This window comes from Salipiger sp. 1_MG-2023 (genome assembly GCF_030547555.1).
Lineage (GTDB): Bacteria > Pseudomonadota > Alphaproteobacteria > Rhodobacterales > Rhodobacteraceae > Salipiger.
Map to the genome: position 1 here is coordinate 16,268 of NZ_JAUOQN010000025.1, position 24,185 is coordinate 40,452.

The 24,185-nt window shown below is 65.1% G+C and carries 21 protein-coding genes and 1 pseudogene; 13 read left to right on the forward strand and 9 right to left on the reverse strand.

The window, feature by feature from the left end:
- Positions 1–61 precede the first annotated feature (61 nt).
- The 3 genes from Q4543_RS13175 to Q4543_RS13185 are packed head-to-tail and all read left to right on the forward strand — an operon-like array spanning position 62 to position 3,559.
- Entirely contained in the window at positions 62–1,852 is a 1,791-nt protein-coding gene (locus Q4543_RS13175) for a sensor histidine kinase (protein ID WP_303438946.1), read from the forward strand.
- Positions 1,836–2,804: an amidoligase family protein gene (locus tag Q4543_RS13180; RefSeq protein ID WP_303438948.1), complete on the forward strand. Its 969-nt coding sequence runs from the start codon at positions 1,836–1,838 to the stop codon at positions 2,802–2,804. The genes Q4543_RS13175 and Q4543_RS13180 overlap by 17 nt, the downstream gene beginning before the upstream one ends.
- Positions 2,801–3,559 carry a gamma-glutamyl-gamma-aminobutyrate hydrolase family protein gene (locus Q4543_RS13185; RefSeq protein WP_303438950.1) on the forward strand — a complete coding sequence of 253 codons (759 nt, stop codon included), beginning with the start codon at positions 2,801–2,803 and terminating at the stop codon, positions 3,557–3,559. Before Q4543_RS13180 ends, Q4543_RS13185 begins: the two co-directional genes overlap by 4 nt.
- Before the next feature lie 121 nt (positions 3,560–3,680).
- On the opposite strand, the gene Q4543_RS13190 is transcribed toward Q4543_RS13185, so the two are convergent.
- Positions 3,681–4,367 (reverse strand): NAD-dependent deacylase, encoded by a 687-nt coding sequence (locus Q4543_RS13190; protein ID WP_303438951.1) that lies wholly within the window; start codon positions 4,365–4,367, stop codon positions 3,681–3,683.
- 51 nt (positions 4,368–4,418) lie between these two features.
- Here Q4543_RS13190 and Q4543_RS13195 point away from each other — a divergent pair, with 51 nt between their 5' ends.
- Together Q4543_RS13195 and Q4543_RS13200 are read left to right on the forward strand one after the other, a co-directional pair.
- Entirely contained in the window at positions 4,419–4,871 is a 453-nt protein-coding gene (locus tag Q4543_RS13195; RefSeq protein WP_303438953.1) for a low molecular weight protein-tyrosine-phosphatase, read from the forward strand.
- Between the two features lie 133 nt (positions 4,872–5,004).
- Positions 5,005–5,862, forward strand: a complete 858-nt coding sequence (locus Q4543_RS13200) for a DUF1353 domain-containing protein (RefSeq protein ID WP_303438955.1) — start codon at positions 5,005–5,007, stop codon at positions 5,860–5,862.
- An 80-nt stretch (positions 5,863–5,942) separates the two neighbouring features.
- Here Q4543_RS13200 and Q4543_RS13205 read toward each other — a convergent pair whose 3' ends face one another.
- The gene (locus Q4543_RS13205) at positions 5,943–7,586 is read right to left on the reverse strand and encodes a CTP synthase (RefSeq protein WP_216005448.1); all 1,644 of its coding nucleotides are present in this window, start codon (positions 7,584–7,586) and stop codon (positions 5,943–5,945) included.
- A gap of 175 nt (positions 7,587–7,761) precedes the next feature.
- Complete coding sequence (gene secG, locus Q4543_RS13210) at positions 7,762–8,133, reverse strand: preprotein translocase subunit SecG (protein WP_216005449.1); 372 nt, start codon at positions 8,131–8,133, stop codon at positions 7,762–7,764.
- Between the two features lie 301 nt (positions 8,134–8,434).
- On the opposite strand from secG, the gene Q4543_RS13215 reads away from it, so the two are divergent.
- Positions 8,435–9,349 carry a DMT family transporter gene (locus tag Q4543_RS13215; protein ID WP_303438957.1) on the forward strand — a complete coding sequence of 305 codons (915 nt, stop codon included), beginning with the start codon at positions 8,435–8,437 and terminating at the stop codon, positions 9,347–9,349.
- On the opposite strand, the gene Q4543_RS13220 is transcribed toward Q4543_RS13215, so the two are convergent.
- The gene (locus tag Q4543_RS13220; protein ID WP_303438958.1) at positions 9,264–9,959 is read right to left on the reverse strand and encodes a thiamine diphosphokinase; all 696 of its coding nucleotides are present in this window, start codon (positions 9,957–9,959) and stop codon (positions 9,264–9,266) included. The two genes, Q4543_RS13215 and Q4543_RS13220, sit on opposite strands and share 86 nt — an antisense overlap.
- A gap of 138 nt (positions 9,960–10,097) precedes the next feature.
- On the opposite strand from Q4543_RS13220, the gene Q4543_RS13225 reads away from it, so the two are divergent.
- Positions 10,098–12,302 carry a hypothetical protein gene (locus tag Q4543_RS13225; RefSeq protein ID WP_303438959.1) on the forward strand — a complete coding sequence of 735 codons (2,205 nt, stop codon included), beginning with the start codon at positions 10,098–10,100 and terminating at the stop codon, positions 12,300–12,302.
- A 101-nt stretch (positions 12,303–12,403) separates the two neighbouring features.
- Here Q4543_RS13225 and Q4543_RS13230 read toward each other — a convergent pair.
- Positions 12,404–12,826 (reverse strand): annotated as a pseudogene (locus Q4543_RS13230) (Lrp/AsnC family transcriptional regulator); the annotation flags it as partial.
- Between Q4543_RS13230 and Q4543_RS13235 the strand changes: the two are divergent.
- The 4 genes from Q4543_RS13235 (at position 12,818) to Q4543_RS13250 (ending at position 18,470) form a co-directional block, all read left to right on the forward strand.
- Positions 12,818–13,045, forward strand: coding sequence for a hypothetical protein (locus tag Q4543_RS13235; protein WP_303438982.1), 228 nt, complete (start codon positions 12,818–12,820; stop codon positions 13,043–13,045). The pseudogene Q4543_RS13230 and the gene Q4543_RS13235 overlap by 9 nt on opposite strands.
- 583 nt (positions 13,046–13,628) lie before the next feature.
- The gene (locus Q4543_RS13240; protein WP_303438960.1) at positions 13,629–15,920 is read left to right on the forward strand and encodes a xanthine dehydrogenase family protein molybdopterin-binding subunit; all 2,292 of its coding nucleotides are present in this window, start codon (positions 13,629–13,631) and stop codon (positions 15,918–15,920) included.
- A gap of 362 nt (positions 15,921–16,282) precedes the next feature.
- The gene (locus Q4543_RS13245) at positions 16,283–17,968 is read left to right on the forward strand and encodes a putative transporter (protein ID WP_303438961.1); all 1,686 of its coding nucleotides are present in this window, start codon (positions 16,283–16,285) and stop codon (positions 17,966–17,968) included.
- 40 nt (positions 17,969–18,008) lie between these two features.
- Positions 18,009–18,470, forward strand: a complete 462-nt coding sequence (locus Q4543_RS13250; RefSeq protein WP_303438962.1) for a CoA-binding protein — start codon at positions 18,009–18,011, stop codon at positions 18,468–18,470.
- 56 nt (positions 18,471–18,526) lie between these two features.
- Here Q4543_RS13250 and Q4543_RS13255 read toward each other — a convergent pair whose 3' ends face one another.
- The 3 genes from Q4543_RS13255 to Q4543_RS13265 form a co-directional block, all read right to left on the reverse strand.
- Positions 18,527–18,838 (reverse strand): phosphoribosyl-ATP diphosphatase, encoded by a 312-nt coding sequence (locus tag Q4543_RS13255; protein ID WP_303438963.1) that lies wholly within the window; start codon positions 18,836–18,838, stop codon positions 18,527–18,529.
- Positions 18,835–19,596, reverse strand: coding sequence for an imidazole glycerol phosphate synthase subunit HisF (gene hisF, locus Q4543_RS13260; protein ID WP_216005457.1), 762 nt, complete (start codon positions 19,594–19,596; stop codon positions 18,835–18,837). Before hisF ends, Q4543_RS13255 begins: the two co-directional genes overlap by 4 nt.
- A 213-nt stretch (positions 19,597–19,809) precedes the next feature.
- Positions 19,810–20,826 carry an LLM class flavin-dependent oxidoreductase gene (locus Q4543_RS13265; RefSeq protein WP_303438964.1) on the reverse strand — a complete coding sequence of 339 codons (1,017 nt, stop codon included), beginning with the start codon at positions 20,824–20,826 and terminating at the stop codon, positions 19,810–19,812.
- A 119-nt stretch (positions 20,827–20,945) separates the two neighbouring features.
- On the opposite strand from Q4543_RS13265, the gene Q4543_RS13270 reads away from it, so the two are divergent.
- Together Q4543_RS13270 and Q4543_RS13275 are read left to right on the forward strand one after the other, a co-directional pair.
- The gene (locus Q4543_RS13270) at positions 20,946–22,049 is read left to right on the forward strand and encodes a class I SAM-dependent RNA methyltransferase (protein WP_303438965.1); all 1,104 of its coding nucleotides are present in this window, start codon (positions 20,946–20,948) and stop codon (positions 22,047–22,049) included.
- A 38-nt stretch (positions 22,050–22,087) separates the two neighbouring features.
- Positions 22,088–22,534 carry a hypothetical protein gene (locus tag Q4543_RS13275; RefSeq protein ID WP_303438966.1) on the forward strand — a complete coding sequence of 149 codons (447 nt, stop codon included), beginning with the start codon at positions 22,088–22,090 and terminating at the stop codon, positions 22,532–22,534.
- Here the strand turns inward: Q4543_RS13275 and Q4543_RS13280 are convergent.
- Positions 22,529–24,097 carry a Ppx/GppA family phosphatase gene (locus Q4543_RS13280; RefSeq protein WP_303438967.1) on the reverse strand — a complete coding sequence of 523 codons (1,569 nt, stop codon included), beginning with the start codon at positions 24,095–24,097 and terminating at the stop codon, positions 22,529–22,531. The two genes, Q4543_RS13275 and Q4543_RS13280, sit on opposite strands and share 6 nt — an antisense overlap.
- Positions 24,098–24,185: the final 88 nt, after the last annotated feature.

A 24,185-nucleotide genomic window follows, 5' to 3' on the forward strand; every position in this document is an offset into this window, starting at 1 on the left:
TGGATTACGACGACCGTGCCCGAAGCATCCGGGATCGGCAGAAAATTACGGGCAGGTGAAGATGACCGATACTGTGCCGCGCATGCGTCCGCTTGGCCTCGCAGCGCGGATGATCCTGTTCCTGACGCTTGCGCTTGTGCCGATCGGGGTTGTCGCATGGTTTCAGACCACGAAGCTGCAGGAGGAAACGCGGCTGCGCTCGCAACTGTCGCTGGTGGCGCTGACCGAGGCTGCGGCGCTGGACGAGCGCGAAACCGTGCTGCGCGCGCAGGGCGGAGCGCAGGCGCTTGGCGCGACGCTTGGGCTTGATCTGTTCGGCCCGAATGGCGCGGATAACGCCGAAACCTGCTCAAGCCGGCTTGCATCCTATCTTGCCGCCTCGCCGGGATATTCCTTTGCCGGCTTGCTGACCGTCGATGGCCGCATTCCTTGCACCTCGATCGGCACCGCGCTGGATCTGGCGGATTTCCCGCGCCTGCAAGAGCTTATGGAAAATCCCGGCGCCGCAGCGTGGCTGAACCGGAACGGGCCGATCAGCCAGCGCTCGGTGATCGTCGTGGCCGAGCCTTTCTATGTCGAAGACGAACTGGCCGGACATGTGCTGCTGTCGGTGCCGTCGGCCTTGCTGCCGCTTGCCGCTGATGCGGACGGCATCGCGCCCCCTTATGTCGACATTGTCACCATCAATGCGAAGGGCCATATCCTGTCGTCGCGCCGCGGGGTCAATCAGGTCGAAGGGCTGCTTCCGGCGGATCTCGACCTTGCCAGCCTCATCGGCGCCAAACCGCAGAGCTTTGCGGCGCGCAGTCAGGACGGCGCGACGCGGGTCTATGCCGCCGCGCCGCTGGTGCCCGGCATGGTCAGCGCCATCGGCATCTGGAGTCAGGACAACGACGAGGCGCAGGCGATTTCCGTCAGCGGCTTTGCCCGCGCGCTGCCGCTGCTGATGTGGGGCGCATCGGTGATCGTGGCCTTCCTTGCGGTGAACCGGCTGGTGATCCGGCACATCAAGGTGCTCTCGCGTCGGATGCGCATCTTCGCCCGCACCCGCCGCGTGCCCGAAACCCGCGCCAGCCGCGAGATGCCATCGGAACTGGCCGACATGGAGGATGATTTCCTCGACATGGCCGATGCAATCCTGCGCGACGAGGCCCAGCAGGAAAACGCCCTGCGGGAAAAGACCATCCTGCTCAAGGAAGTGCACCACCGGGTCAAGAACAACCTTCAGCTGATCTCATCGATCATGAACATGCAGATCCGCGGCTCGCGCGAGCCCGAGACGCGCTTTGTGTTGCAGCGTTTGCAGGACCGCATCCGCAGTCTGGCGACGATCCACCGCAATCTCTATCAGACCGAGGATCTGGGCCATGTCGATGCTGGCACGCTGCTGGCGGATCTGGTCGAGCAGATGACCCAGCTGGCCGAGATCAACGGCGCGCCGGTGAGTGTCGACACCGAGTTGCAACAGATCGAGGCGGTGCCGGATCAGGCAGTGCCCCTGTCGCTGCTGACCGCCGAGGCGCTGACCAATGCGCTGAAATATGGCGCACCGGAGCAGGGGGCAGAGCACGCCCGCGTGCTGGTGCGTTTCAGCCGCGACGGCAGCGGGCGCGCCGTGCTGGAAATCGCCAATACCACGCTGCCCGAAGGCACGCCCCAGCCCGAAAAGGTTGCAGGGGAACCGACGGGGCTGGGGACGCGTTTGATCCATGCCTTCGCGACCCAGATCGGCGGGGCGCTGGAGGAGGGGCACGAAGACGGTCTTTTCGTGGTGCGCGTGCGCTTTCAGCTCAAAGCGTTTGAACATGACGAAACCACTCCGACACGGGTGCCCGATGTCCCGAACTTCTGAACCACCGGCCCTGAAGGCCTTGCCAAGCCCGCTGAACGCCGATGGCGTCCGGCGCAAGGTCGGGATCGAGGTCGAATTTTCGGGTCTCGATGAGGATCGCGTGGCGCAGATCCTGTGCGAGGTTCTGGGCGGCACGCCACGGCAGGAACACCGAGGCCGCTGGGAAGCGCAGGGCACGGCGCTTGGCGATTTCGAGGTCTATCTCGACAGCCGTCCGCTCAACAAGCTCGACGACAATATGCTGACACGCCAGCTGCGCGACGCGGCGCGATCGGTGGTGCCGGTCGAGATCGTCAGCGCCCCGATCGATGTCGAGCAGATCGCCGATCTTGACCGTGCCTTGCTGGCCTTGGCCGAGGCGGGGGCAACCGGGACCAGCAGCGGCGTGCTGCTGGGCTTTGGCGTGCATTTCAACCCCGAAGCGGTGTCGCTGACATTTGGGGATATCGCGCCGGTGCTCACGTCTTATGCGCTGATCGAAGATCACATCCGCCGGGTGGCTGGGATCGACCTGTCGCGCCGCTTGCTGCCATGGGTCGATCCGTACCCACGGGCGCTGATCGACAAGCTGGCCTCGCACCGCGCGCCCAAGCATATGCACGAGCTGATCGAGACCTATCTCGAACTGTCGCCGTCGCGCAATCACGGGCTCGACATGCTGCCGCTGTTCACCATGATCGACAAGGCGCGCGTGGCGCAGGCGATGGACATGGAACAGATCGGCAAGCGCCCGACCTATCACTGGCGCCTGCCGGATTGCCGCATCGACGAGGGCGACTGGTCGCTGGCGCGCGAATGGAACCGCTGGGTGCTGGTCGAACAGGTGGCCGCCGACACCAGCCTGCTGCGCCGGTTGCGCGCGGCTTGGCGCGATCATCGTGCCTCGCTGACCTCTCTGCGCCATGACTGGGCCGGAACGGTGGCACGGATGCTGCGCGAGGCGGGCCTGTGACGTCACGGCCACTGATCGGGGTGACCGTGTCGCGCAAATCCGGCTGGCGGGTGTTTCCACTGATGAAGCTGGCGATCTGGCTTGCAGGTGGGCGGGCGCTGCGCTGGCAGGCCGGGTATCGCACCGTCGATCTTGACGCGGTGGATGGCGTGGTGATCGGCGGCGGCGACGATATTGCGCCCACCTTATATGGCGGAGAGCTGCGCGTTGACGTCCGGCTGGACCCGGCCCGCGATGCGTTGGAACAATCGGTGCTGCGCGGGGCGTTTGATCGTGGCCTGCCGATCCTCGGGATCTGCCGAGGCTCGCAGATGCTGAACGTGGTGCTGGGCGGCACGCTGCATCAGGATGCCTACGAGGTCTATCAGGGCAGCCGTTATGTGCGCACCGTGCTGCCGCGCAAACGGGTACTGATCGAGGGCGAATCGTTGCTATCGCGCTCGGCCAAGGCATCGTGCATCTACGTCAACGCGCTGCATTCGCAGGCGGTGGATGTTCTGGGGCAGGGGCTGCGCGTGGCGGCCCGCGACGAAGGCGGCATGGTGCAGGCAATCGAGCGGATGTCCGATCCGTTTGCGCTTGGGGTGCAGTGGCACCCGGAACATCTTGTCTACCGGCGGGCGCATCGACGCCTGTTCCGCTCGCTGGTGGCGGCAGCGCGGGCCGAGCGCAGCGCGGGCGGTGACGCCCAGCTTGACGCGGCGCGCCAAGAGGCCCGCGAAGACGATGCGCGGCGCGAAAGACTGTGGGGCTGACGCGGGACTTGGATTGCGTGATGTGCGCAGCCCCGTCCCCAGTGGTGGGCAGTTCCCAACCCGCCAAGCGGGCCTACCATGGCTGTGCATCCCACGGCACGGGGGGCGATGGCAGCCATCCTTACAACAGCGTATCGACCCAGCGTGGCACCACCTTGCTGGCCGGTCCGATCAGGTGATCTTCGAAGGCGTAGCTGCTGTCGCTGTCGCGCAGGTTCATCTCGATCGTCCGGGCACCCGCGTAGCGCGCCTGTTGCACAAAGCCCGCAGCCGGGTAGACCTGCCCCGAGGTGCCGATGGCGGCGAAGAGATCGCAGCCCAGCAGGTGATCTTCGATCTGCTCCATGAAATAGGGCATCTCGCCGAACCAGACGATATCCGGACGCCCGGCGCCAGCGCCGCAGGCGGGGCAAGGCTCACCTGTGGCCATCACCAGCGGCGCCGCCCAGCGATGCCCACAGGCGGCGCAAAGCGCCGAGGCCAGCGCCCCGTGCATATGGATCACCTCTGCCCTCGCCGCCTCGTGCAGCGCGTCGACGTTTTGGGTGACGATGACCACCTCGCCAGAGTACTCCCGCTGCAACCGCGCCAGCGCCAGATGCGCCGCATTCGGTTGCGCCTTGGCCGCCTCGGCGCGGCGCATGTTGTAAAAGCGATGCACCAGCGCCGGGTCTTTGGCAAAGCCTTCGGGCGTGGCCACGTCTTCGATGCGGTGCTGCGCCCAAAGTCCGCCTTCGTCGCGAAACGTGCCCAGCCCGCTCTCCGCTGAAATGCCTGCCCCGGTCAGGATCACGATCTTTTCGGCCATGCTTTTCTCCGTAGCGACGACAGGTTAGGCTGGCACTCAGGGAGGCCCGCCATGGCACAGAGTATCCTTTTCGTCTGTCTCGGCAATATCTGCCGCTCGCCCTCGGCCGAGGCGGTGTTGCGGCACATGGCGCAGGCGCGCGGCCTTGATCTGACCATCGACAGCGCCGGGACCGGCGATTGGCATGTCGGAGAGCCGCCCTATGGCCCGATGCAGGCCGCCGCCGCCGCGCGCGGCTACGATCTGTCGGGGTTGCGGGCGCGGCAGGTGTCGCCGCAGGATTTTCACAGCTTCGATCTGGTGATCGCGATGGACGCCAGCAATATGTCGAACCTGCGCCGTATCCAGCCGCAAGGGGCGCGGGCCATATTGCGGTTGTTCACCGATTTTGCCCCGCACAGTGGCCAGTCCGAGGTGCCAGACCCCTATTTCACCCGCGATTTCGACGGCGCGCTGGATCTGGTCGAAGAGGCGGCGCAGGGGCTTCTGGCCCAGCTCCAATAGGCCGCGCGCGTCCCATCCTATGCGCTGCGTCAGCCGACTTGATCGGTGGCGGGAACCGGGACTTGAAGGCAAAGCGGTTGGGCGGCAATGTGGGTGTATTCAATCACCCATTATCAACCTGCGGAATATTGCCATGACACGTTTCCAGCTTTTTGGGCTGATACCCGCTGTGCTTTGTGCCGCAAGCGCCTGCGCCCCGACGCAGCAGGCGATCGATGATGTCGACGCGCTGTCGCAGATCACCTGTGCCACGCATCGCGCCAACTGCGCCTATCTGGGCAGCCCGGTCAAGGTGAGCGGCGCGCCAATCACCCTGCCAAGCCGTCCCTACAAGTTCTTCCGCATGAGCGCGCCGATGCAATTTCGCGATGCGCGGGGGCGCACATGGGTCGCGCCTTCGGGCACGCTGACCGACGGTGCGTCGATCCCGCCGATCTTCGTGTCGATCGTCGGCGAACCGAGAGCGCCGGAATATGCCAATGCCGGTGCTCTGCACGATGCCTATTGCGGCATCGGAAATGAAGGCGGGCTGATGTATCACGAGGCCCGCTGGCAGGATGTGCACCGCATGTTCTTTGACGGGCTGATTGCCTCGGGCACGCCCGAGCGGCGCGCCATGGTGATGTTTGCGGCGGTCTGGCTGGGCGGGCCGCGCTGGCAGTATCGCGACGATCTGGCGCGTATGCCGGTGCCGGTGATGCAACGGGCCATGCGCGATGCCCGCGATTACATCGAGCGCGACGAGCCGTCCTTTGCCGAGCTGATGCGCTATCTGCGCTGGCTGGAAAACCGGGTCCTGCGCCAGAACGCCGAATATGCTCGTGAGCGGTTTGGCGACGACCATCGCATCGTGCCTAGGGATCGGCCCGAGGACGAAGAGCCGGGCAGCATACCCGAAGAAAACAGCCCGGACATCACGGCCGAAGACGACCCGCCCTCTGACACATTCGAAACCGATGGCGAGACCACCGACCAGTTCGCGCCGGGTTAGGGCAAAGATCCTGCCGCGCAAAACGCAAACGGCGCGGCCCTGTGCAAGGCCGCGCCGTCGTTACGCTGCGGGGGGGGGGCTCAGACCAGCCGCGACACCTCTTTGGCCGCGCGCACGAAGTCACGGAACAGCGGGTGCGGGGCAAAGGGCTTGGATTTAAGCTCGGGGTGGAACTGCACGCCGATGAACCACGGATGATCGGGCCATTCCACGATCTCGGGCAGGCGACCGTCGGGCGACATGCCCGAGAAACGCAGCCCGCATTCCTCAAGCGCCTTGCGGTACTTGATGTCGACCTCATAGCGGTGACGGTGGCGCTCGTCGATGGTTTTGCGGCCGTAGACCGACGCCACCTTCGATCCTTCGGTCAGCACCGCGTCATAGGCGCCAAGGCGCATGGTGCCGCCCTTGTCATCAGCGACCGAGCGGTTGACCCGCTGGTTGCCCTGTACCCATTCCTTGAGATGGTAAACCACCGGCTCGAAGCGCTTTTCGCCCTTTTCATGGTCGAATTCCTCGGATCCGGCCTTGGCGACGCCAGCGACGTTGCGCGCCGCCTCGATCACCGCCATCTGCATGCCAAGGCAGATGCCCAGATAAGGGATCTTGTGTTCGCGCGCGTATTGCGCCGCCTTGATCTTGCCCTCGGTGCCGCGCTCGCCAAAGCCGCCGGGCACGAGGATCGCATCGTATTTTTCCAGATAGGGCGCGGGGTCTTCGCGTTCGAACAGCTCGGCGTCGACCCATTTGAGCTTGACCTTGACCCGGTTCGCCATGCCGCCATGGGTCAGCGCCTCGGCGATCGATTTATAGGCATCTTCGAGCTGGGTGTACTTGCCGACGATGGCGACGTTGACCTCGCCCTCGGGGTTGTGGATGCGCTCGGAGACATCTTCCCACTTGGCAAGATTGGGGCGCGGGGCGGGGTGGATCTGGAACGCGTCCAGCACCGCCTGGTCCAGCCCTTCGCGGTGATAGGCCAGCGGCGCGTCGTAGATCGAGCTCAGATCCTGCGCGGCGACCACGCAATCGGGGCGCACGTTGCAGAACAGCGCCAGCTTTTCGCGTTCCTTCTGCGGGATCGGCCCTTCGGAGCGGCACACGAGGATATCGGGCGCAAGGCCGATGCTGCGCAGTTCCTTGACGCTATGTTGCGTCGGCTTGGTCTTCAGCTCGCCCGACGCCTTGATGAAGGGCAACAGGGTCAGGTGCATGAACAGGCACTGGCCGCGCGGGCGATCCTGTGCGAACTGGCGGATGGCCTCGAAAAACGGCAGGCCCTCGATGTCGCCGACGGTGCCGCCGATCTCGCAGAGCATGAAATCGACCTCGTCATCGCCGATCGACAGGAAATCCTTGATCTCGTTGGTGACGTGCGGAATCACCTGAATCGTCTTGCCAAGGTAATCGCCGCGCCGCTCTTTCTCGAGCACGTTGGTATAGATCCGCCCCGACGAGATGGAATCGGTCTTGCGCGCCGACACACCGGTGAAGCGTTCGTAATGGCCAAGATCAAGGTCGGTTTCCGCGCCGTCGTCGGTCACGAAGACCTCGCCATGCTCGAAGGGCGACATCGTGCCCGGATCGACGTTGAGATAAGGGTCGAGCTTGCGCAGGCGCACCGAATATCCACGCGCCTGAAGCAGCGCGCCAAGCGCGGCGGATGCAAGACCCTTGCCGAGCGAAGAAACGACGCCGCCGGTGATGAAGATGTAACGTGCCATGTCAGGCCGACCCCGTGAATATCTGCATTGGATGAACACCCGCAGCCCGATAAGGCCGCAGTATCACGGGAGTCCACGTATAAGAGATTCGCAACGCAAAGTCCATACGACCGCAAGATACTGTTGCGGCGCGGCGCGCGGCCCTCAAGCTGTTGTATTGATGGTGTAGCGCGCCTTAGTCGGCGCGCGGAACCAGCGGTGCGTCGGCATCTGCGCCACTCGCGGAGGGCGGCGGCAGAAGCGCGTCAGTGTCAAGCGTGCCGTCTGCGGCGGGCTCTTGCGTGCTCGCGCCGCCGGTCAGCCGGTCCATGACCGAGATGCCGGAGGCTTCCTGTGCGGCAAGCACGGTCAGCGTCAGGGAGGTCACGATGAAGGCTGCCGCAAGGATCCAGGTCACCTTGCCCATGGCGGTCGCCGCGGCGCGCTGGCTCATGGCGCCGCCGCCGCCACCCATGCCGAGCCCGCCCCCTTCGGAGCGCTGAAGCAGCACCACGCCGATCAGAGACAGCGAGAGGATGAGATGGACGATAAGGATGACGTTTTGCATGGATGGTCCCGAAGCCTGCGGTCTTGGCGGGCTGTCTAGTGTAAGCGGGGCAGGGGCGCAACCCGGCGATTGCGGGTCAATGACGGTAACGATGCCGCCCGCAGGTCGCGCCCGGGTTTTGCATCAGCCCATGTCGCATTGCCAGTTAGCGGCGCTTTGGCACGGCAAGTGACGCCAAGGCGCGTCAATGTCGCGGCAAAGTTGTCTCATGTTTATCGGTGTTTGCCTCTGGTAGCGTATTGCCCGCTTTGCGGGTGCTGGCTAGCTTCGGCGCATGAAACAGGACAATCCGCTTCTTGGCATGACCCTGATGCTTGGGTTCTGCATCCTCGCCCCGCTCGCGGATGCCATTGCAAAGCTTCTTGGCGACTCTGTTCCGATCGCAGAGCTGGTCTTCTTTCGCTTCGCGGTGCAGGTCATCCTGCTGGTGCCGCTGATGCTGTTGACCGGGCGCAATTTCTACATGTCACGCGATGTGTTCCTGCTCGCAGGTCTGCGCACGCTGATGCATATCGGTGGAATCGCCATGATGGTGACAGCGGTGCGCTACCTGCCGCTGGCCGATGCGGTGGCGATCGCCTTTGTCATGCCGTTTCTGATGCTGATCCTCGGCAAGGCGCTGCTGAACGAAGAGGTGGGGCCGGTGCGTCTGGCGGCCTGCGCCGTCGGGTTCGTCGGCACGATGATGGTGGTGCAGCCCGCGTTTCAGACCTTTGGCTGGCCGGCACTGCTGCCGCTGGGCGTGGCGGTGAACTTCTCGCTGTTCATGGTGGCGACGCGGCGGATGGCGCGGGATATCGACGCAATTTCGCTTCAGGCCACGTCGGGGCTGATGGCGGTGGTGCTGGTGGGGCCGATGCTGCTGCTGATGCCGGCCGGAATTGCGCCGGAACTGTCCTGGGTCGGTTTTCCCGAAGGCACCTTCGGCCTGCTGATCGGCATCGGGTTTGTCGGCACGGTGGCACATCTTCTGATGACTTGGTCGCTGCGCTTTGCCCCCGGCGCGACGCTGGCGCCGATGCAGTATCTCGAGCTGCCCTTCGCCACCGCGCTTGGCTTTGCGCTCTTCGGAGAGCTGCCCAACCAGCTCGCCAGCACCGGCATTCTGGTGATCATGGCAGCGGGGCTGTTCATCTTCCTGCGCGAGCGGGCCAGCCACCGGGCGCGTCTAGCAGCGCCTGCGCAAGTGCCCGGCGCCATTCAAGCGGCAGAATGATCAGCATTAGCGGGGCGTCCATCTCCAGCGTCACCCGCGCGGCGCAGCTCTCGTTCGAGGTGCCGACGCGGGTGCCTGGTGACATCGTGATGCCGTCGATTGGCCAGCGCAGCCCGGTGCTGCGCCCGCACGCCTCGCCAAGCGGATAAAGCGACAGGCGCACGCCTTCCTTCAGATCCAGCGTCAGGCTGGGGGGCAGCAGGGCGATGCAGTCTTCGGGCCCAAGCAGGATACAGCGCCGGTCGGCGCGTCCGGCCAGCACCGTCAGCGCGGCCAGCTCGTGGTCGATGCGACCACCCAGAAACCCCATGCCCCAGACCAGCGGCGCGTCGATGTTGCGCAGGCATTTGTCGAAATCGGTGCTATCCTGTTCGGGGATATGATGGATGCGCTCCGCGGGCACTGTGGCGCGCGCCTGATCCGAGATCGAATCAAGATCCCCGATCACCGCGTCCGGCATCACGCCGCGCGCCAGCAATCTGTCGACGCCGCCATCCGCCGCGACTCGCAGCGCGCATTCCGATGCAAGGCAATCCAGCGCTGAGGGGGCGGACTGCCCACCGCCGACCAGAAGAATAGGATTTTCAGAGCATAGGACAGGGTGATTCATGTCGAATTAATGGCCTTTTGCGAAACAGACCACAATGACGCCATGAAATGATACCATAGTTGCCTGAAATTCGGTCGGCTTTGGTCCCAGCACAGATGGTAAACAGACTGTTGCACAGCGATGGAAAGTGAGCAGTATATGGTGAGTTCGAGCAAGATCCTGACGGTCTCCTACGGCACATTCTCCTGTACGGCAGAGGGGTTCGAAGACCCGCTTGGCGTGGTGAAGGAGACAACGCATTTCTTTCGCGGCGTGGTTCGGGATGATCGGTTCTTCGGAGCCGAACCGCCGCAATTCGACCCTGAAATGGCGTCCGAGATCCTGTCCGCGCAACTCGCGCCTCGCCATGGCGAGGGGCAACTGACGCTTGGCACTGGCGATGCCTCTGCCAATGCCATGGGCACAGCGCTTCAGCGCCCGGTTGCCGAGCCCGAGCCAACTGCCGCAGAGATGCCCGAACCGGACGTGGCAGAGGACCCCCCGATCATCGAGGATGTCACCTCCGAAGTGCTGTCCGCCCTCGCCGAGCAGGACGCCCAAGTCGCGCCTGCCAGCGACGCGCCGACCCCGACCGCCGAGGACAGCATCGCATCGCTGCTGAGTTCCGAGGCGATGTCGACGCCCGAGATGCCCGACATCCTGCCCGTGTCCGCCGGGGCAGCCCCTGTTGCGCCGCCGACGGGGTTGAGCGATCCCGATGCGATCACTGCAAAGCTGCAGCGCATCCGCGCAGTGGTTGCTCAGGGCGCGGTGGCCTCACCCGAACCGGTGCCGGATCTGACCCTGTCGCATGACGAGCCAGAGAGCGCAGTCGCCGACGACGAAGCGCTTGCCCAGGAAGATCTGGCTGAGGAAGATTTGGCTGAGGAAGACGCCTTCGACCAGACCGATCTTCACGGCGCTGCGTTCGACGCGGGCGAAACCGGCGACAACCGCGCGGCCCCCGACCTTCTTGGCGAGCCAAGCCATGCCGAGCCTGCGCCACTGACTGCTCAGGCCGCCATGGCAGCGCAGCCGTTGGTCCCGCCCGTCGAAGATGCCGCGTCGGCGCAGCCCCCGCGTGCGCGGGTGGTCAAGGTCAAGCGCAGCACCTTTGATGCGGCGGCGGACCGCGGCCTGACCTCCGCCGAGGATACGATCAGCAGCCTCAGCGCCGAAGACGAAGATGACCTTGCCCGCGAACTCGAGGCGGTGCGTGCCGAGCTGCAGGCGGGTTTTGCGCAGGCATGGGCCGATGACGAAGACGAGGCAGAAGACGACGAGATCGTCGCCGCTCCGACATCGAGCGCAGCGCCGCTGCGCCGGGCCGAAGCGCCCGGGGGCGATGATGAATGGCTGCTTGGCGAGGGCTGGGAAAACGATCTCGACGACGAGGATGATGAAGACGCCGCCCCCGATCCGCATCAGGCCGCTGCAATGATGCAGGACCAAGGCCCGGTACCGCGCCCTGCGCCGACGCAGGAGGCGGAACCTGTCGACCTGCTTGCGGATGACGACGACGAGTTCGACGACGCGCAGCACCGCGGCCTTGACGACAAAACCGATGCGCCCGAGGCAGAGACGCCCGCGCCGGCCGAAGAAGACCGTACGTTGTCTGTGACGGCGCATCTTGCCCGCATGGCGCAGGAAGAGGTCCGCAAGGCGATCAAGATGTCCAGTCCGGGCCGGGTCATGCTGACCGAGACAAGCGTCGAGGACAACGACGCCTCGCGCATTCTCGATGTAACCAATTCGCAACTGCGCGAGCCAGAGGGCAACCGCCGCCGCAGCGCCATCGCGCATCTGCGCGCGGCAGTTGCGGCAACCCGTGCCGATCGCAAGCTCGGGCGCAAGAAAGACCTCGAAAAGGCCTCGGAACCCTACCGCGAAGATCTGGCCGATGTTGTTCGCCCGCGCCGTCCCGATGCACCGGTGGTCCAGACCGAACGCCCGGTCGAGGCCACCCGCCCGGCACCGCTCAAGCTGGTGGCAGAACAGCGGGTCGATGCAGAGCGGGTTCCGACCAGACCGCGCCGGGTGCGTGTCGCGGATTTCGAGGAAGAGTCCGCTGCAACCGACGAAGGCTTTGCGGACTATGCCGAAAGTGTCGGCGCGCGGGAACTGCCCGAGCTGCTCGAGGCGGCGGCGGCCTACATGTCGTTCGTCGAGTGCCGCGAGCAGTTCTCGCGCCCGCAGCTGATGACCAAGGTGCGGCAGGTCGAGCAGCACGAATCCAGCCGTGAAGACCGGCTGCGCTCGTTCGGCCAGCTTCTGCGTGAAGGCAAGATCGAGAAGACCCGTGGCGGTCGCTTCACCGCATCCGAGCGGATCAGCTTCAAACCGGATGCGCGCGCCGTCGGCTGAGCCAGATCGCGAGCGGCGTCATTGCGGCGGGGGCCCGGGCCTTCGCCGTTTTGCGTTGCGGGCCAGTCTGTTTGCGGCGACGCGTCATCAACCGCTGAGCGGCGTCGGTCAAGCTTTGTCGTCAGATGGATCAGGCTTTCCGAACTGCCCTGGCCGCGCGTTTCGGCAAGACGGTCGCGACAGGCATCAAGCGCTTCGGTCGATCCGGCGTACAGGACCGTCATCAGGTCGAGCCGCCCCGAGGTGGTGTGCACGGTTTCGACCGTGGTCAGCGGGCATAGCCGGGCCAGAACCTAGGTCTGGGCGCTTGGCTCGATGCAGACAAGCGCCATGGCACGCACAGTCTCTTTCATCATCGCGCCGCGCCGGATGGTAAAGCCAGCGATGGCGCCCCGCGCCACCAACCGTCCGATCCGAGCCTGCACCGTGGTCCGGGTTAGGCCCCGCCGCCGTGCAAGATCGGCCACCGACTTCCGGGAATTGCCGAACGCTTTCAGAGCGGTTTTCCGGGCCTTGTGAGCTATGTGATCAAGGGCAACCCGGCGCCCGAGATACCTGAAGGGCTGGCGATGCCCGGGATGCGCGCTTTTGACGAGGCCTCGCCAGTGGAAACGGATCTCGTGCGCGCCCATCTGCCGGGCGCGGCGCTGCATTACCACAAGCCGCTGCGCTTGCGGGTCGAGTTCGTGGTGGGCGCGGTGCCTCTTGGTCCGTCGATCGGCTCGGCGAGCTCGAAAAGCTAGCCGATCTGCTGAAGGGCCGCGAAACAATGGAGCGGCTGAACCTGCCCGTCGCCGCGGCATATGATTTCGGGGGCAAGTTCGGCGCGAATCCCGCGCGGGTTTGGCCACCCCGCCTCAGCTGGTCGGCGAGCCGGGGTGGGCGCTGTGTGCCGAGGCGGTCCACCTCGTGCTGCGTGTCAAGGCGGTCGAAGACGGGGCGATCGTTGTCTACGGCGGCAGCTGCGGCGGTATTGCGGAATGGCGCGCTCTTGCCGCCATGGCGCGCCACCGGGTCGAGATACCAACGGGCCGCGCCGTAGCTGGACGCAGCGCGGCCTTGTTGTGTCCGGCCCGACCTGCGACTGCCTTGACCGGCTGCCGGGCACGGCGCTGTTGCTGCAGACCTTCGCCGCGGGCGTATATTTCGTGTTCGAAGATATGGGCGCCTGTTCGCGCGCCTTGTGGACCGGATTCAACGGCTACGGAGCGCGCAGGAACTTGCGCCATTGCGCGGAGGTCTGAAGAAAACGCTGCGCTCGACTGGACAGTGCGGTGGGGGCGATCCAATCTCCGGCCAGCAGACATGCCAGACGAGGGACCCCCAATGGAAAAATTCGGCAAGAGCCAGTCGATGAAACGTAGCGAAGACATTCGGTTCCTGACCGGGCATGGCCGCTATATCGACGACATAGCGCCCGAGGGGGCTCTGCATGCGGTCTTGCTGCGTGCCCCGGTCGCGCATGCAACGATCACCGCGTTGGACGTAAGCGCCGCGCGCGACTCCGATGGCGTGGCGCTGGTGCTGACGGTGGATGACCTGCTGGCGGCGGATATGCAGATCAACATGCCGGGCGCTGTGGTCGACAACCGAGATGGCAGCAAGGGGGCGCAGCCCGAGCGCCCGCTGCTGGCACGTGGCAAGCTGCGCCATGTCGGCGAGCCGGTGGCGCTGATCGTCGCCGAAACGCTGCATCAGGCGCGCGATGCGGCCGAGCTGATCGAGCTGGAATACGACGAACTGCCGGCCCACATGGGGCTGCACACCGGCGGCGAGGCGATCCACGCCGAGGCTCCGGACAACCGCGCATTTGACTGGGGCATGGGCGATGAGGCCGCGACCAATGCCGCCTTCGAGACGGCGGCGCGGGTGGTTCGGCTTGAGGTTGGCGACAACCGGGTGATCGTCAACGCCATGGAAGGGCGCGGCTGTTTCGCCGAATGGGACGGAACGCGGATGCATGTCGCGTTCAACGGTCAGGGCGTCTGGGGCATCAAGGGCGAGATGGCACAGGCACTGGGTCTGGCGGAAGAAAATGTGCGCATCACCAACCCTGATGTTGGCGGTGGTTTCGGAATGAAAGCAGCGTCTTACAACGAATACTTCGTGGTTGCTCAGGCGGCGAGGCTGCTTGGTAAGCCGGTGCGCTGGATCTCGGAGCGCACCGAAGGCATGCTGTCGGATCACGCCGGGCGCGATCTGGTAACCATGGCCGAACTTGCCTTCGATCAGAACAACAGGATCCTTGGCTATCGTATTCATACTGCTTGCAATCTTGGCGCCTATAACTCCGGGTTCGGGCAGCCGATCCAGACATTGCTGTTCTCTAAGGTACTGACCGGAACCTACGATATTCCCGCCGCCTACATGCGGGTCGAAGGCTTTTACACCAACACCACGCAGGTCGACGCCTATCGCGGCGCGGGCCGCCCCGAGGCAATCTATGTGCTCGAACGCGTCATCGACCGGGCGGCGCGCGAGCTGGGGCTTGATCCGATCGAGCTGCGCAAGATTAACTTCATCAAGGAATTTCCGTATCTTACGCCAACAGGTGAAACCTATGACGTCGGAGATTTTCCGCGCGTTCTGGATCATGCTATTGCCGATGCCGATGTGGCGGGCTTTGCCGCGCGGCGGGAGAAATCCGAGGCAGAGGGCAAGCTGCGCGGCCTTGGCCTGTGCTTTTACATCGAGTCGATCCTTGGCGATCCGTCCGAGGATGTGAAGGTTGAATTCACCCCCGAGGGCGGCGCGACGATCTATGTCGGCACCCAATCCAATGGGCAGGGCCACGAGACGGTCATTGCCAAGTTCCTGTCGGATCAGACCGGCATTCCCTTCGAAAAGATCGCGTTCGTTCAGGGCGATAGCGACCTGATCCCGACGGGCGGCGGCACCGGTGGTTCGCGCTCGGTCACGACGCAGGCCAATGTGACGCTGGCGGCGGTGTCGAAGATGATCGCAGGGTTCAGCGCTTTTTTCGCCGAGGAAGCCGGGGTGGCACCCGAGCAGGTCAGCTTTGATGACGAACGCTTCCGCGCCGAAGGCTCGAACCTGACGCCAACCTTGCTGGATCTAGCCGAGATGGCCCGCGCCAAGGGCCGCGATGACCTGCTGACTTGGAAGGTTCGCGACAAGATCGCCGCCCGCAGCTACCCCAATGGCGCGCATTTCGCGGAAGTCGAGATCGAACGTGACACCGGCGTTGCCAAGGTGGTGAAATACACCGTGGTTGATGATTTTGGAAATCTTATCAATCCGATGCTGGCCGAAGGTCAGGTGCACGGCGGGGTCGCACAGGGCCTTGGGCAAGCATTGTGCGAGAATGTTGTCTTTGATGAAGATGGCCAGCTGCTGTCGGCGAGTTTCATGGATTACGCTCTGCCACGCGCGGACGATATGCCGTTCATTCGGTTTGATGTCGAACCGGTGCCCTCAATCGGAAACCCCATGGGCATGAAGGGCTGCGGAGAGGCTGGCACGGTCGGCGCGCTCGCCGCGGTGTCGAATGCCGTGCAGGATGCGCTTTGGCCGCTGGGCATCCGGCAGGTCGACATGCCGTTCACGCCGATGCGGCTCTGGTCGTTGATGGGCGGCGCGAAACTGGCGGCGGAATAGGGCGAGCCCTGACAAGGGGTGAAATGTCAAAGCCTTTTGTCACGGTTTCGCGACTGGCCTTTCAATCGTGACATTCATGCCCATATCACGATCAGGACGCGAGATTGGAACTCTCGCGAAACCTTCACTGTCCCTCGTTCCGCACTGGCGCCCAAGTTTTACTTGGGCGCCTTTTTCTTTTCCTACCAAAGGTTTCTTCAGTCGCGCGGCAACGGGCGCCGCAGTGGTGCGCCTTGGTTGCGGCCAAATGTCCCGCCTTTTCTGCCCATGATGCGAGGTCCGTCGCTTGACAGGACTCGGGGCAGGTAGGAACACGAAACCGGGAGGAGCCTGCAACCGCAAGGACGGAAGGGGCCGGAATCGTGACTTTTATCATAGACTTCCTGACTACTCGCATGGGCGAGGTGGCGCTGACGATGATGGCGGTGTCGCTGGCCGCTGTGCTCGGGTTGCTGTTTGGCCGGCTGAGCTTTCGCGGCATCGGGCTTGGCATCGGCGGCGTGCTGTTCGCGGGCATCGCGGTGGGCGATCTGAGCGCACGGGCGGGCATTCATTTCAGCGCCGAGATGTTCGAGTTCATCCGGGAATTCGGGCTGATCCTGTTTGTCTTCACCATCGGTGTGCAGGTGGGGCCGGGCTTTTTCGCCTCGTTGCGCAAGGCGGGGTTGCAGTTCAACCTCGCAGCGGCGTCGATTGTCTGCCTTGGGGTGCTGGTGACGGTGGCGATCGGGATCATTTTCGATGTGCCGGTGCCGCAGCTTGTGGGTCTGATGTCGGGGGCGGTGACCAACACGCCCGGCCTTGGCGCGGCGGTTCAGGCACTGAGCGACGCTGGCGCGAGCGCCGAAGATATCGCCGCGCCGCCGCTGGGCTATGCCGTGGCCTATCCGTTCGGAATCGTGGGCATTCTGCTGTCGATGCTGCTGGTGCGCTTCGCGCTGAAGGTCGACATCAAGGCCGAGGCCGACCGCTTTGACGTGGAGCGTCGCAAGGGGGCGAGCGCCAGCCTGCCGACCATGAATGTCGCGGTTCACAACGGCAATTTCGAAGGCCACAAGCTGGCCGAAGTTCCGGGGCTGTTCGATGACGGGCTGGTGGCGTCGCGGATGAAGACCGAGGCTGGGCTGATCGTGCCGCGCCGCGATACGATCCTGCACATGGGCGACGTGCTGCATCTTGTGGGGCCGCAGGACAAGATCCACGCCATGCAGATGATTTTGGGCGAGGTGGTGGACACGCCGCTGTCGACCAAGGGCACCGATCTGCGCTGGGGCCGGATGGTGGTGACCGACAAGCACGCCACGTCGCACCGGTTGCGGACACTGGCGCTCGACGAGGCTTATGGCGTGACCATCAGCCGGATCATGCGGGCGGGGGTCGAGCTGTCTCCGCGCGGGGACAGCACGCTGCAGTTCGGCGATATCGTGACCGTGGTGGGTGCCAAGGACGCGATCGAGACGGTGCGCGGCGTGCTGGGCGACCAAAGCTCGAAGCTGGAGATGGTGGATTTTCCGGGGCTGTTCATCGGCATCATGTTCGGGGTGCTGCTGGGCTCGATCCCGCTGGCGCTGCCGGGATTGCCGGCGCCGCTGAAGCTGGGGCTGGCAGGCGGGCCGCTGGTGGCGGCAATCCTGCTGGGGCGCCTTGGCAGCTGGGGGCCGTTCACATGGGCGATGCCTCCGGTGGCGAACCATGCGCTGCGCGAATTCGGAATCGTGCTGTTTCTGGCGGTGGTGGGGCTCAAGGCCGGGAGCCGGTTTCTGGATACACTGCTGAACGGCGACGGGCTGTCATGGATCCTGTACGGCGCGCTCATTACGCTGATTCCGCTGGTGATCGTTGGGCTGGTGGCGCGGGCACTGTTCGGGTTCAACTACCTGTCGCTGTGCGGGGTGCTTGCCGGGTCGATGACCGATCCGCCGGCGCTGGCCTTTGCCAATGCGCAAAGCCCGGCACCGGCGGCGGCCATCGCCTATGCCAGCGTCTATCCGCTGGTGATGGGGTTGCGGATCTTTGCGCCGCAGCTGCTGGTGTTGCTGCTGATGTAGGGGCTTGTCTTGGCCCTGCGCGCATGCGTTAGATCGGTGCATGAACGATGCTGACCTGAAAACCATCCTTGATCGAACCCGCGTGATCGCGGTTGTGGGCGCATCGCTGAACCCGGTGCGCCCGAGCTATTACGTGGCGCGCTACCTGTCGTTGCGCGGCTACCGGGTGATCGGGGTCAACCCCGGCCATGCGGGGGCGATGTTGTTTGGCGAAGAGGTGCGGGGGGCGATTTCAGATCTGCCGCCCGAGGTCGACATGATCGATATCTTCCGCCGCTCCGAGGCGGTTGCGCCGATTGTCGATGCGGCGCTGGCGCATATGCCGGGCCTGAAGACGGTGTGGATGCAGATCGGGGTCGAGAACGCGGCGGCGGCGCAGGCGGCGCGGGCGCGGGGCGTCGACGTGGTGATGAACCGCTGCCCCAAGATCGAGCACCAGCGGCTGAATGGTGAGCTGCGCAAGGCCGGGTTCAACACCGGGGTCATTTCTTCCAAGCTGTGACGGGGATGGCGCTGTTTGCCTGCGGCAAAGGCGCCCCACCCGCCGTCCCGCTGCGCTTAGCCCTTGCGGGCGGCTTTTTCGGCGATGCCGGAGCGGCCCTGACGGTCGGCGAGCACGGTCATCACGTCTGACAGCGGCACATCGCGGGCCTTGAGCATCACCAGCAGATGGAACAGCACGTCGGCGGTTTCCGAGGCCAGCTTTTCGCGGTCGCCCTTGACGGCTTCGATGATCGCTTCGATGGCCTCTTCGCCGAATTTCTCGGCGCATTTTTCCGGGCCCTTGGCGAGCAGCTTGGCGGTCCAGCTCTCATCCGGGGAAGCTTCGCTCCGGCGGGCGACGATCTGTTCGAGGTCTTCGAGGGTCATGCTTGTCTCACCGGGATACCGGCGCTGGCCATATGGGCCTTGGCTTCGGCGATGGTATAGGTTCCGAAATGGAAGATCGAGGCCGCGAGCACCGCCGAGGCATGGCCTTCGGTGACGCCCTCGACAAGGTGATCGAGCGTGCCGACGCCGCCAGAAGCGATGACGGGGATGTCGACTGCATCGGCGATGGTGCGGGTCAGGGGCAGGTTGAAACCCGCCTTGGTGCCATCGCGGTCCATCGAGGTGAGCAGGATCTCTCCGGCGCCTTTTGCCGCCACCGTCCGGGCGAATTCCACCGCGTCGATGCCGGTGGGCTTGCGCCCGCCATGGGTGAAGATTTCCCAGCGACCGGGGGCGACGGTCTTGGCGTCGATGGCAACGACGATGCATTGCGAGCCGAAGTGATCCGCCGCTTCGGCCACCACATCGGGGTTGGCCACGGCGGCGGAGTTGAAGCTGACCTTGTCCGCGCCCGCGAGCAGGAGGGCGCGGACATCGGCCACCGTACGCACGCCGCCACCCACTGTAAGCGGGATGAAGCATTGCTCGGCGGTACGCGTCACCACGTCGAACATGGTGCCGCGATTTTCATGCGTCGCGTGAATGTCGAGAAAGGTGATCTCGTCGGCGCCGGCGGCATCATAGGCGCGGGCGGCATCGACCGGATCGCCCGCATCGCGCAGATCGACGAAGTTGACGCCCTTGACCACACGGCCATCGGCGACATCGAGACAGGGGATGATGCGGGTCTTGAGCATGGCGGCGTTATGGCGCGGAAGGCGGGCGGGGGGAAGGGGGCAATGCGGGGCTGCGTGCCTTTGGCGCAACGAGGTGTATGATCTTGGCCACAGCCGCACGGTGGTGGGGGCGCTGCCCCCGTCGCCTGAGTGGCGACTCCCCCGGAGTTTATCCGGCAAGATGAAGGCGCGGGGCGGGCGCAGGGGGGCAGCCTGCGCCCGGTGTTGGCGGTGTCAGCGCCAGCTGAGCGCCGGGGCGACGTGTTTGAGGATCGATTCGATCACATGCACATTGTAATCGACGCCGAGCATGTTGGGCACGGTCAGCAGCAGCGTGTCGGCTTCGGCGATGGCTTCATCCCCCTTGAGCGCCTCGATCAGCCGGTCCGGCTCGTCGGCATAGCCGCGCCCGAAGATCGCGCGGGTCTCTTCGATGATGCCGATCTGATCGCTTTCCTTGCCACGCCCGAAGTAATAGCGGTCCTGGTCGTTGGTCAGCGCGAAGATCGACCGGCTGACCGAGACACGCGGGCTGCGGGCGTGGCCTGCGTCTTTCCATGCGTCGCGGTAGGCGCGGATCTGATTGGCTTGCTGAACGTGGAACGGCTCGCCGGTTTCGTCGATCTTCAGGGTCGAGCTTTGCAGATTCATGCCCAGCGTCGCGGCCCAGCGGGCAGTGGCGTTCGAGGCAGCGCCCCACCAGATCCGCTCGCGCAGCCCGTCCGGAACCGGTTCAAGCCGCAGCAGGCCCGGCGGATTGGGGAACATCGGCTGCGGGTTTGGCTGGGCAAAGCCCTTGCCTTCGAGCAGATCGAGGAAGACCTCGGCGTGGCGGCGGGCCATGTCGGCGTGGGTTTCGCCTGGCTCTGGCGCGTATCCGAAATGCCGCCAGCCGTCGATGACCTGTTCGGGCGAGCCGCGCGAGAGGCCAAGTTGCAGCCGCCCGCCGGAGATGAGATCGGCGGAGCCGGCGTCTTCGAGCATGTAGAACGGGTTTTCGTAGCGCATGTCGATGACGCCGGTGCCGATCTCGATGGATTTGGTGCGCGCGCCCACCGCCGCCAGCAGCGGGAAGGGCGAGGCGAGCTGGCGCGCGAAGTGATGCACGCGGAAATACGCCCCGTTGAGGCCGAGCTCTTCGGCGGCCACGGTCAGATCGATGCTTTGCAGCAGCACGTCAGAGGCGCTTTTGACCGCCGAGCCCTGCGTGGGCGACCAATGTCCGAAGGACAGAAATCCGATGCTTTTCATTGGGCCTGTCTCCTTTGTGTCTGTTGCCTGTCAGATAGGGGGCGCAGGCGGGGGGCATCAATCCGCCCCGCGCGCACCGCATCTGTGCAAAGCTGCGCGCACGCGTTATTGGCTGAGCGATGGATGACAGATTCGAGATTTTCCTGGCCTGCGCGCCGGGGCTGGAGGCTTCGCTGGTAAGCGAGGCCAAGGGGCAGGGCTTTGGGCCGCTGCGGCCGATGGCGGGCGGGGTGGCCTTTGACGGCGGCTGGCGCGATGTGTGGCGGGCCAATCTGCTGCTGCGCGGCGCGGCGCGGGTGCTGGCGCGCATCGGCGGCTTTCCGGCGGTGCATTTGGCGCAGCTCGACAAGCGGGCGCGACGCTTTGGCTGGGGCGAGATCCTGCGCGCTGACGTGCCGGTGCGGGTCGAGGCGACTTGCTATCGCTCCAAGCTTTACCACGAGGGCGCGGTCAAGGGCCGTGTCGAGCGGGCCATCACCGAAGAGCTGGGCGCGCCCATCGCCGATGATGGTGTGCGCCTGCTGGCCCGGATCGAGGAAAACCTCGTGAGCTTTTCCATCGACACCTCGGGCGGGCCGTTGCACCGTCGCGGGTTCAAAGTGGCGGTTGGCAAGGCGCCAATGCGCGAGACGCTTGCGGCGCTGTTCCTGCGCGAATGCGGCTATACCGGCACCGAGCCTGTTCTGGACCCGATGTGCGGCTCGGGCACCTTTCCCATCGAGGCGGCCGAGATCGCCTGCGGCCTTGCGCCGGGCCGGGCGCGGCGGTTCGATTTCGAACGGCTGGCATCGTTCGTCCCGCAAGCCTGGGCGCAGATGAAGGTCGATGCCGCGCCGCGCCCGATCGCGCTGCGGTTTTACGGCTCGGATCGCGACGAGGGCGCGGTGCGCATGGCGGGCGAGAACGCCGCGCGGGCCGGGGTCGAGCAGCTGGTGCGGTTCGACTGCCGCTCGGCCACCGCGATCGAGCGGCCCGACGGCCCGCCCGGTCTGGTGATGATCAACCCGCCTTACGGCGAGCGCATCGGCAAGCCGGGGCCTCTGCACGGGCTGCACCGCGATGTCGGGGCGGCATTGATGGAGCGCTTTCGGGGCTGGCGCGTCGGCATCATCACCACAGATCCGGGCCTTGCCAAGGCGACGGGCCTGCCGTTCCAGCCGCCGGGGCCGCATGTGGCGCATGGCTCGCTCAAGGTGCGGCTGTGGCGAACCGGGCCGCTCTGACCCTTATCAAGCCGGCTGGCAGTGCTATATTGCAGAGCATGACACGTTTTTCTGCCTTGCTTGTCGCCTCGCTGATCGCCTCTCCTGCGCTTGCGCAGGACGAGGGCCGCTCGCTCATGGACGAAGGGGCGCGGATGTTTCTCGACGGGTTGCGCAACGAGCTTGACCCGGCGATGCGCGGCCTGCGCGAGCGCGCCGAAAGCGCCGGGCCGGCGATCGAAGAGTTTCTGGGCAGTATCGGCCCCGGCTTTCGCGATCTGATGGGCGAGGTCGAGGACTGGTCGGTCTATGAGGCCCCGGAGACCTTACCCAACGGCGACATTCTCATTCGCCGTAAACCGGACACAGAGGAGGACGCGCCGCAACAGGCGCAGCCCGCGTTGCCGGATATCCCCGACATGCCTGCCATGCCGCAGGATCGCCCGCTGGAGCCGCGCGAGCGCAAGGGGCTGCCGCCGCTCGACGGCAACCGCATCGATCTATAACGCGCCGATCTTTGTGCTCAGCTCCTGCGCGCCGAATGCGCGGCCAAGCGCGTTGAACCGGGCTTCGGCCACCTCGCCGAACAGCGGGGCGCTATCCTGCGTCAGCTTCAGCAGCAAGCGGCCCGAGTCCGCATCCCATTCCAACGCGGCGGCGGCGCGTTCGTCATCATGCGGCATCCATAGCATCGCGCCAAAGCGCATGGCCTTGCCGAGGATCTCTGCCCGGCGCTGGTCCTCGGCGCTGATCAGCGCGAACAGCGGTTCGAAATCCAGCCCGTCGCGCTTGTTCTTGTAACGGTGCAGCAGCGCCAGGCCGAGGAACACCCGTTCGGGATGGTTCAGCCCGCTCAGTTCCGCCTGCGTGACGTTGTGAAAGCAGGTCTGCGCGCGGTAATCGGGATGGTCGCGCCAGCTGACATCGTGCAGCAGGCAGGCGGCTTTGACCAGCCGCAGCCGCATAGGCGTTGCATCCTGAAACAGCGGCAGCACGAAATTGTACAGCGTCTTGCCAAAGCCGGGGCGGCGCGCATCCTTGGCTTCGGAAAAGCGGCAGGCTTCGATCAGCGGATCGCGGTCGCGCAGCCTTTGCGGCATCTGCTCGTACAGCAGCCCTTCGCGGATGCCATAGGAGGAAATCGCGATGTCCTTGGGCTTGAAGGCCGAGATCAGCTCGGCCAGCACTTCGGCGGCATAGGGCACAAGGCTCATCCGCGCCGACGAGATCGAACAGGTTGATCGCAGCGCTTCGAGATCCGCTTTCTCGATGAATTTCAGCGTTTCCAGCACGTCTTCGCAGGTCATGCGGTATTCGTGCTGAACGTGCAGCGGGTAGGCGCGGCGTTCCATGTCCAGCCGGGCAATGGCCCGCCATGAGCCTCCGACCAGATAGATCCGCTCGCCGTTCCATTGCATCTTTTCGGCAAGGGCGGCGATGTGCTTGTGCACGTGCCGCTCGCGCGCCTTGCGCCCGCCGTCCAGATCCTTGAAGCGCAGCGGCCCCAGCGGCGAGGTATGCCGCTTGCCGACCTGACCGCCCGAGAGTTCGGCCAGCTCCATCGACGAGCCGCCGATGTCGCAGACCATGCCGCTGGCACCGGGCCAGCCAAGCAGAACGCCCTGTGCCGACAGGCGCGCCTCTTCTTCGCCGTCGATCACCCAGATCTTGATGCCGGTCTCGCGCTCGATCTGGGCGCGGAAGGCGGGGCCGTCGCTGGCATCGCGCATGGCAGCGGTGGCAACGGCGGTCAGCGGCGGCAGGCCCATCCCGATCGCCAGCGCCTTGAAACGCGCCATGGCGGAGAGGCAGCGCTCTTTGCCCTGCACGTTGAGATGGCCGGTTTCGGTCAACCCCGCGCCAAGGCCGCACATCACCTTTTCATTGTAAAAATACGCCGGGCTGCGGGCTGCGCCGTCAAACACCACGAGGCGAACCGAATTCGACCCGATGTCGACAACGCCAACGCGGGCGAGGCGGCGCGCCTTGGGGTCATCGAAGAGCGGACGGCCGAAAGGCCCCCAGTCACCCCGGTTTTCGCCCTGAGCGGAATCGGATTGCCCGTCCATGTCGTTCTCCGGCTGTCTCTGGTCCGTTCCCTAGCATGTATCGCGCGCTAGGCGAAAGGGGTTCGCAGGGGGGAACCTGTGTCAGCGC

Bases quoted from the DNA above. Each gene is read 5' to 3' on its own strand.
- Q4543_RS13215 (WP_303438957.1), top strand. From the start codon at position 8,435: ATGACCCTGATGCTTGGGTTCTGCATCCTCGCCCCGCTCGCGGATGCC.
- Q4543_RS13190 (WP_303438951.1), bottom strand. From the start codon at position 4,367: ATGGCCGAAAAGATCGTGATCCTGACCGGGGCAGGCATTTCAGCGGAG.
- hisF (WP_216005457.1), bottom strand. From the start codon at position 19,596: ATGCTCAAGACCCGCATCATCCCCTGTCTCGATGTCGCCGATGGCCGT.
- Q4543_RS13225 (WP_303438959.1), top strand. From the start codon at position 10,098: ATGGTGAGTTCGAGCAAGATCCTGACGGTCTCCTACGGCACATTCTCC.
- Q4543_RS13175 (WP_303438946.1), top strand. From the start codon at position 62: ATGACCGATACTGTGCCGCGCATGCGTCCGCTTGGCCTCGCAGCGCGG.
- Q4543_RS13180 (WP_303438948.1), top strand. From the start codon at position 1,836: ATGTCCCGAACTTCTGAACCACCGGCCCTGAAGGCCTTGCCAAGCCCG.
- Q4543_RS13205 (WP_216005448.1), bottom strand. From the start codon at position 7,586: ATGGCACGTTACATCTTCATCACCGGCGGCGTCGTTTCTTCGCTCGGC.
- secG (WP_216005449.1), bottom strand. From the start codon at position 8,133: ATGCAAAACGTCATCCTTATCGTCCATCTCATCCTCTCGCTGTCTCTG.
- Q4543_RS13275 (WP_303438966.1), top strand. From the start codon at position 22,088: ATGACACGTTTTTCTGCCTTGCTTGTCGCCTCGCTGATCGCCTCTCCT.
- Q4543_RS13250 (WP_303438962.1), top strand. From the start codon at position 18,009: ATGAACGATGCTGACCTGAAAACCATCCTTGATCGAACCCGCGTGATC.
- Q4543_RS13240 (WP_303438960.1), top strand. From the start codon at position 13,629: ATGGAAAAATTCGGCAAGAGCCAGTCGATGAAACGTAGCGAAGACATT.
- Q4543_RS13255 (WP_303438963.1), bottom strand. From the start codon at position 18,838: ATGACCCTCGAAGACCTCGAACAGATCGTCGCCCGCCGGAGCGAAGCT.
- Q4543_RS13220 (WP_303438958.1), bottom strand. From the start codon at position 9,959: ATGAATCACCCTGTCCTATGCTCTGAAAATCCTATTCTTCTGGTCGGC.
- Q4543_RS13265 (WP_303438964.1), bottom strand. From the start codon at position 20,826: ATGAAAAGCATCGGATTTCTGTCCTTCGGACATTGGTCGCCCACGCAG.
- Q4543_RS13195 (WP_303438953.1), top strand. From the start codon at position 4,419: ATGGCACAGAGTATCCTTTTCGTCTGTCTCGGCAATATCTGCCGCTCG.
- Q4543_RS13200 (WP_303438955.1), top strand. From the start codon at position 5,005: ATGACACGTTTCCAGCTTTTTGGGCTGATACCCGCTGTGCTTTGTGCC.
- Q4543_RS13270 (WP_303438965.1), top strand. From the start codon at position 20,946: ATGGATGACAGATTCGAGATTTTCCTGGCCTGCGCGCCGGGGCTGGAG.
- Q4543_RS13280 (WP_303438967.1), bottom strand. From the start codon at position 24,097: ATGGACGGGCAATCCGATTCCGCTCAGGGCGAAAACCGGGGTGACTGG.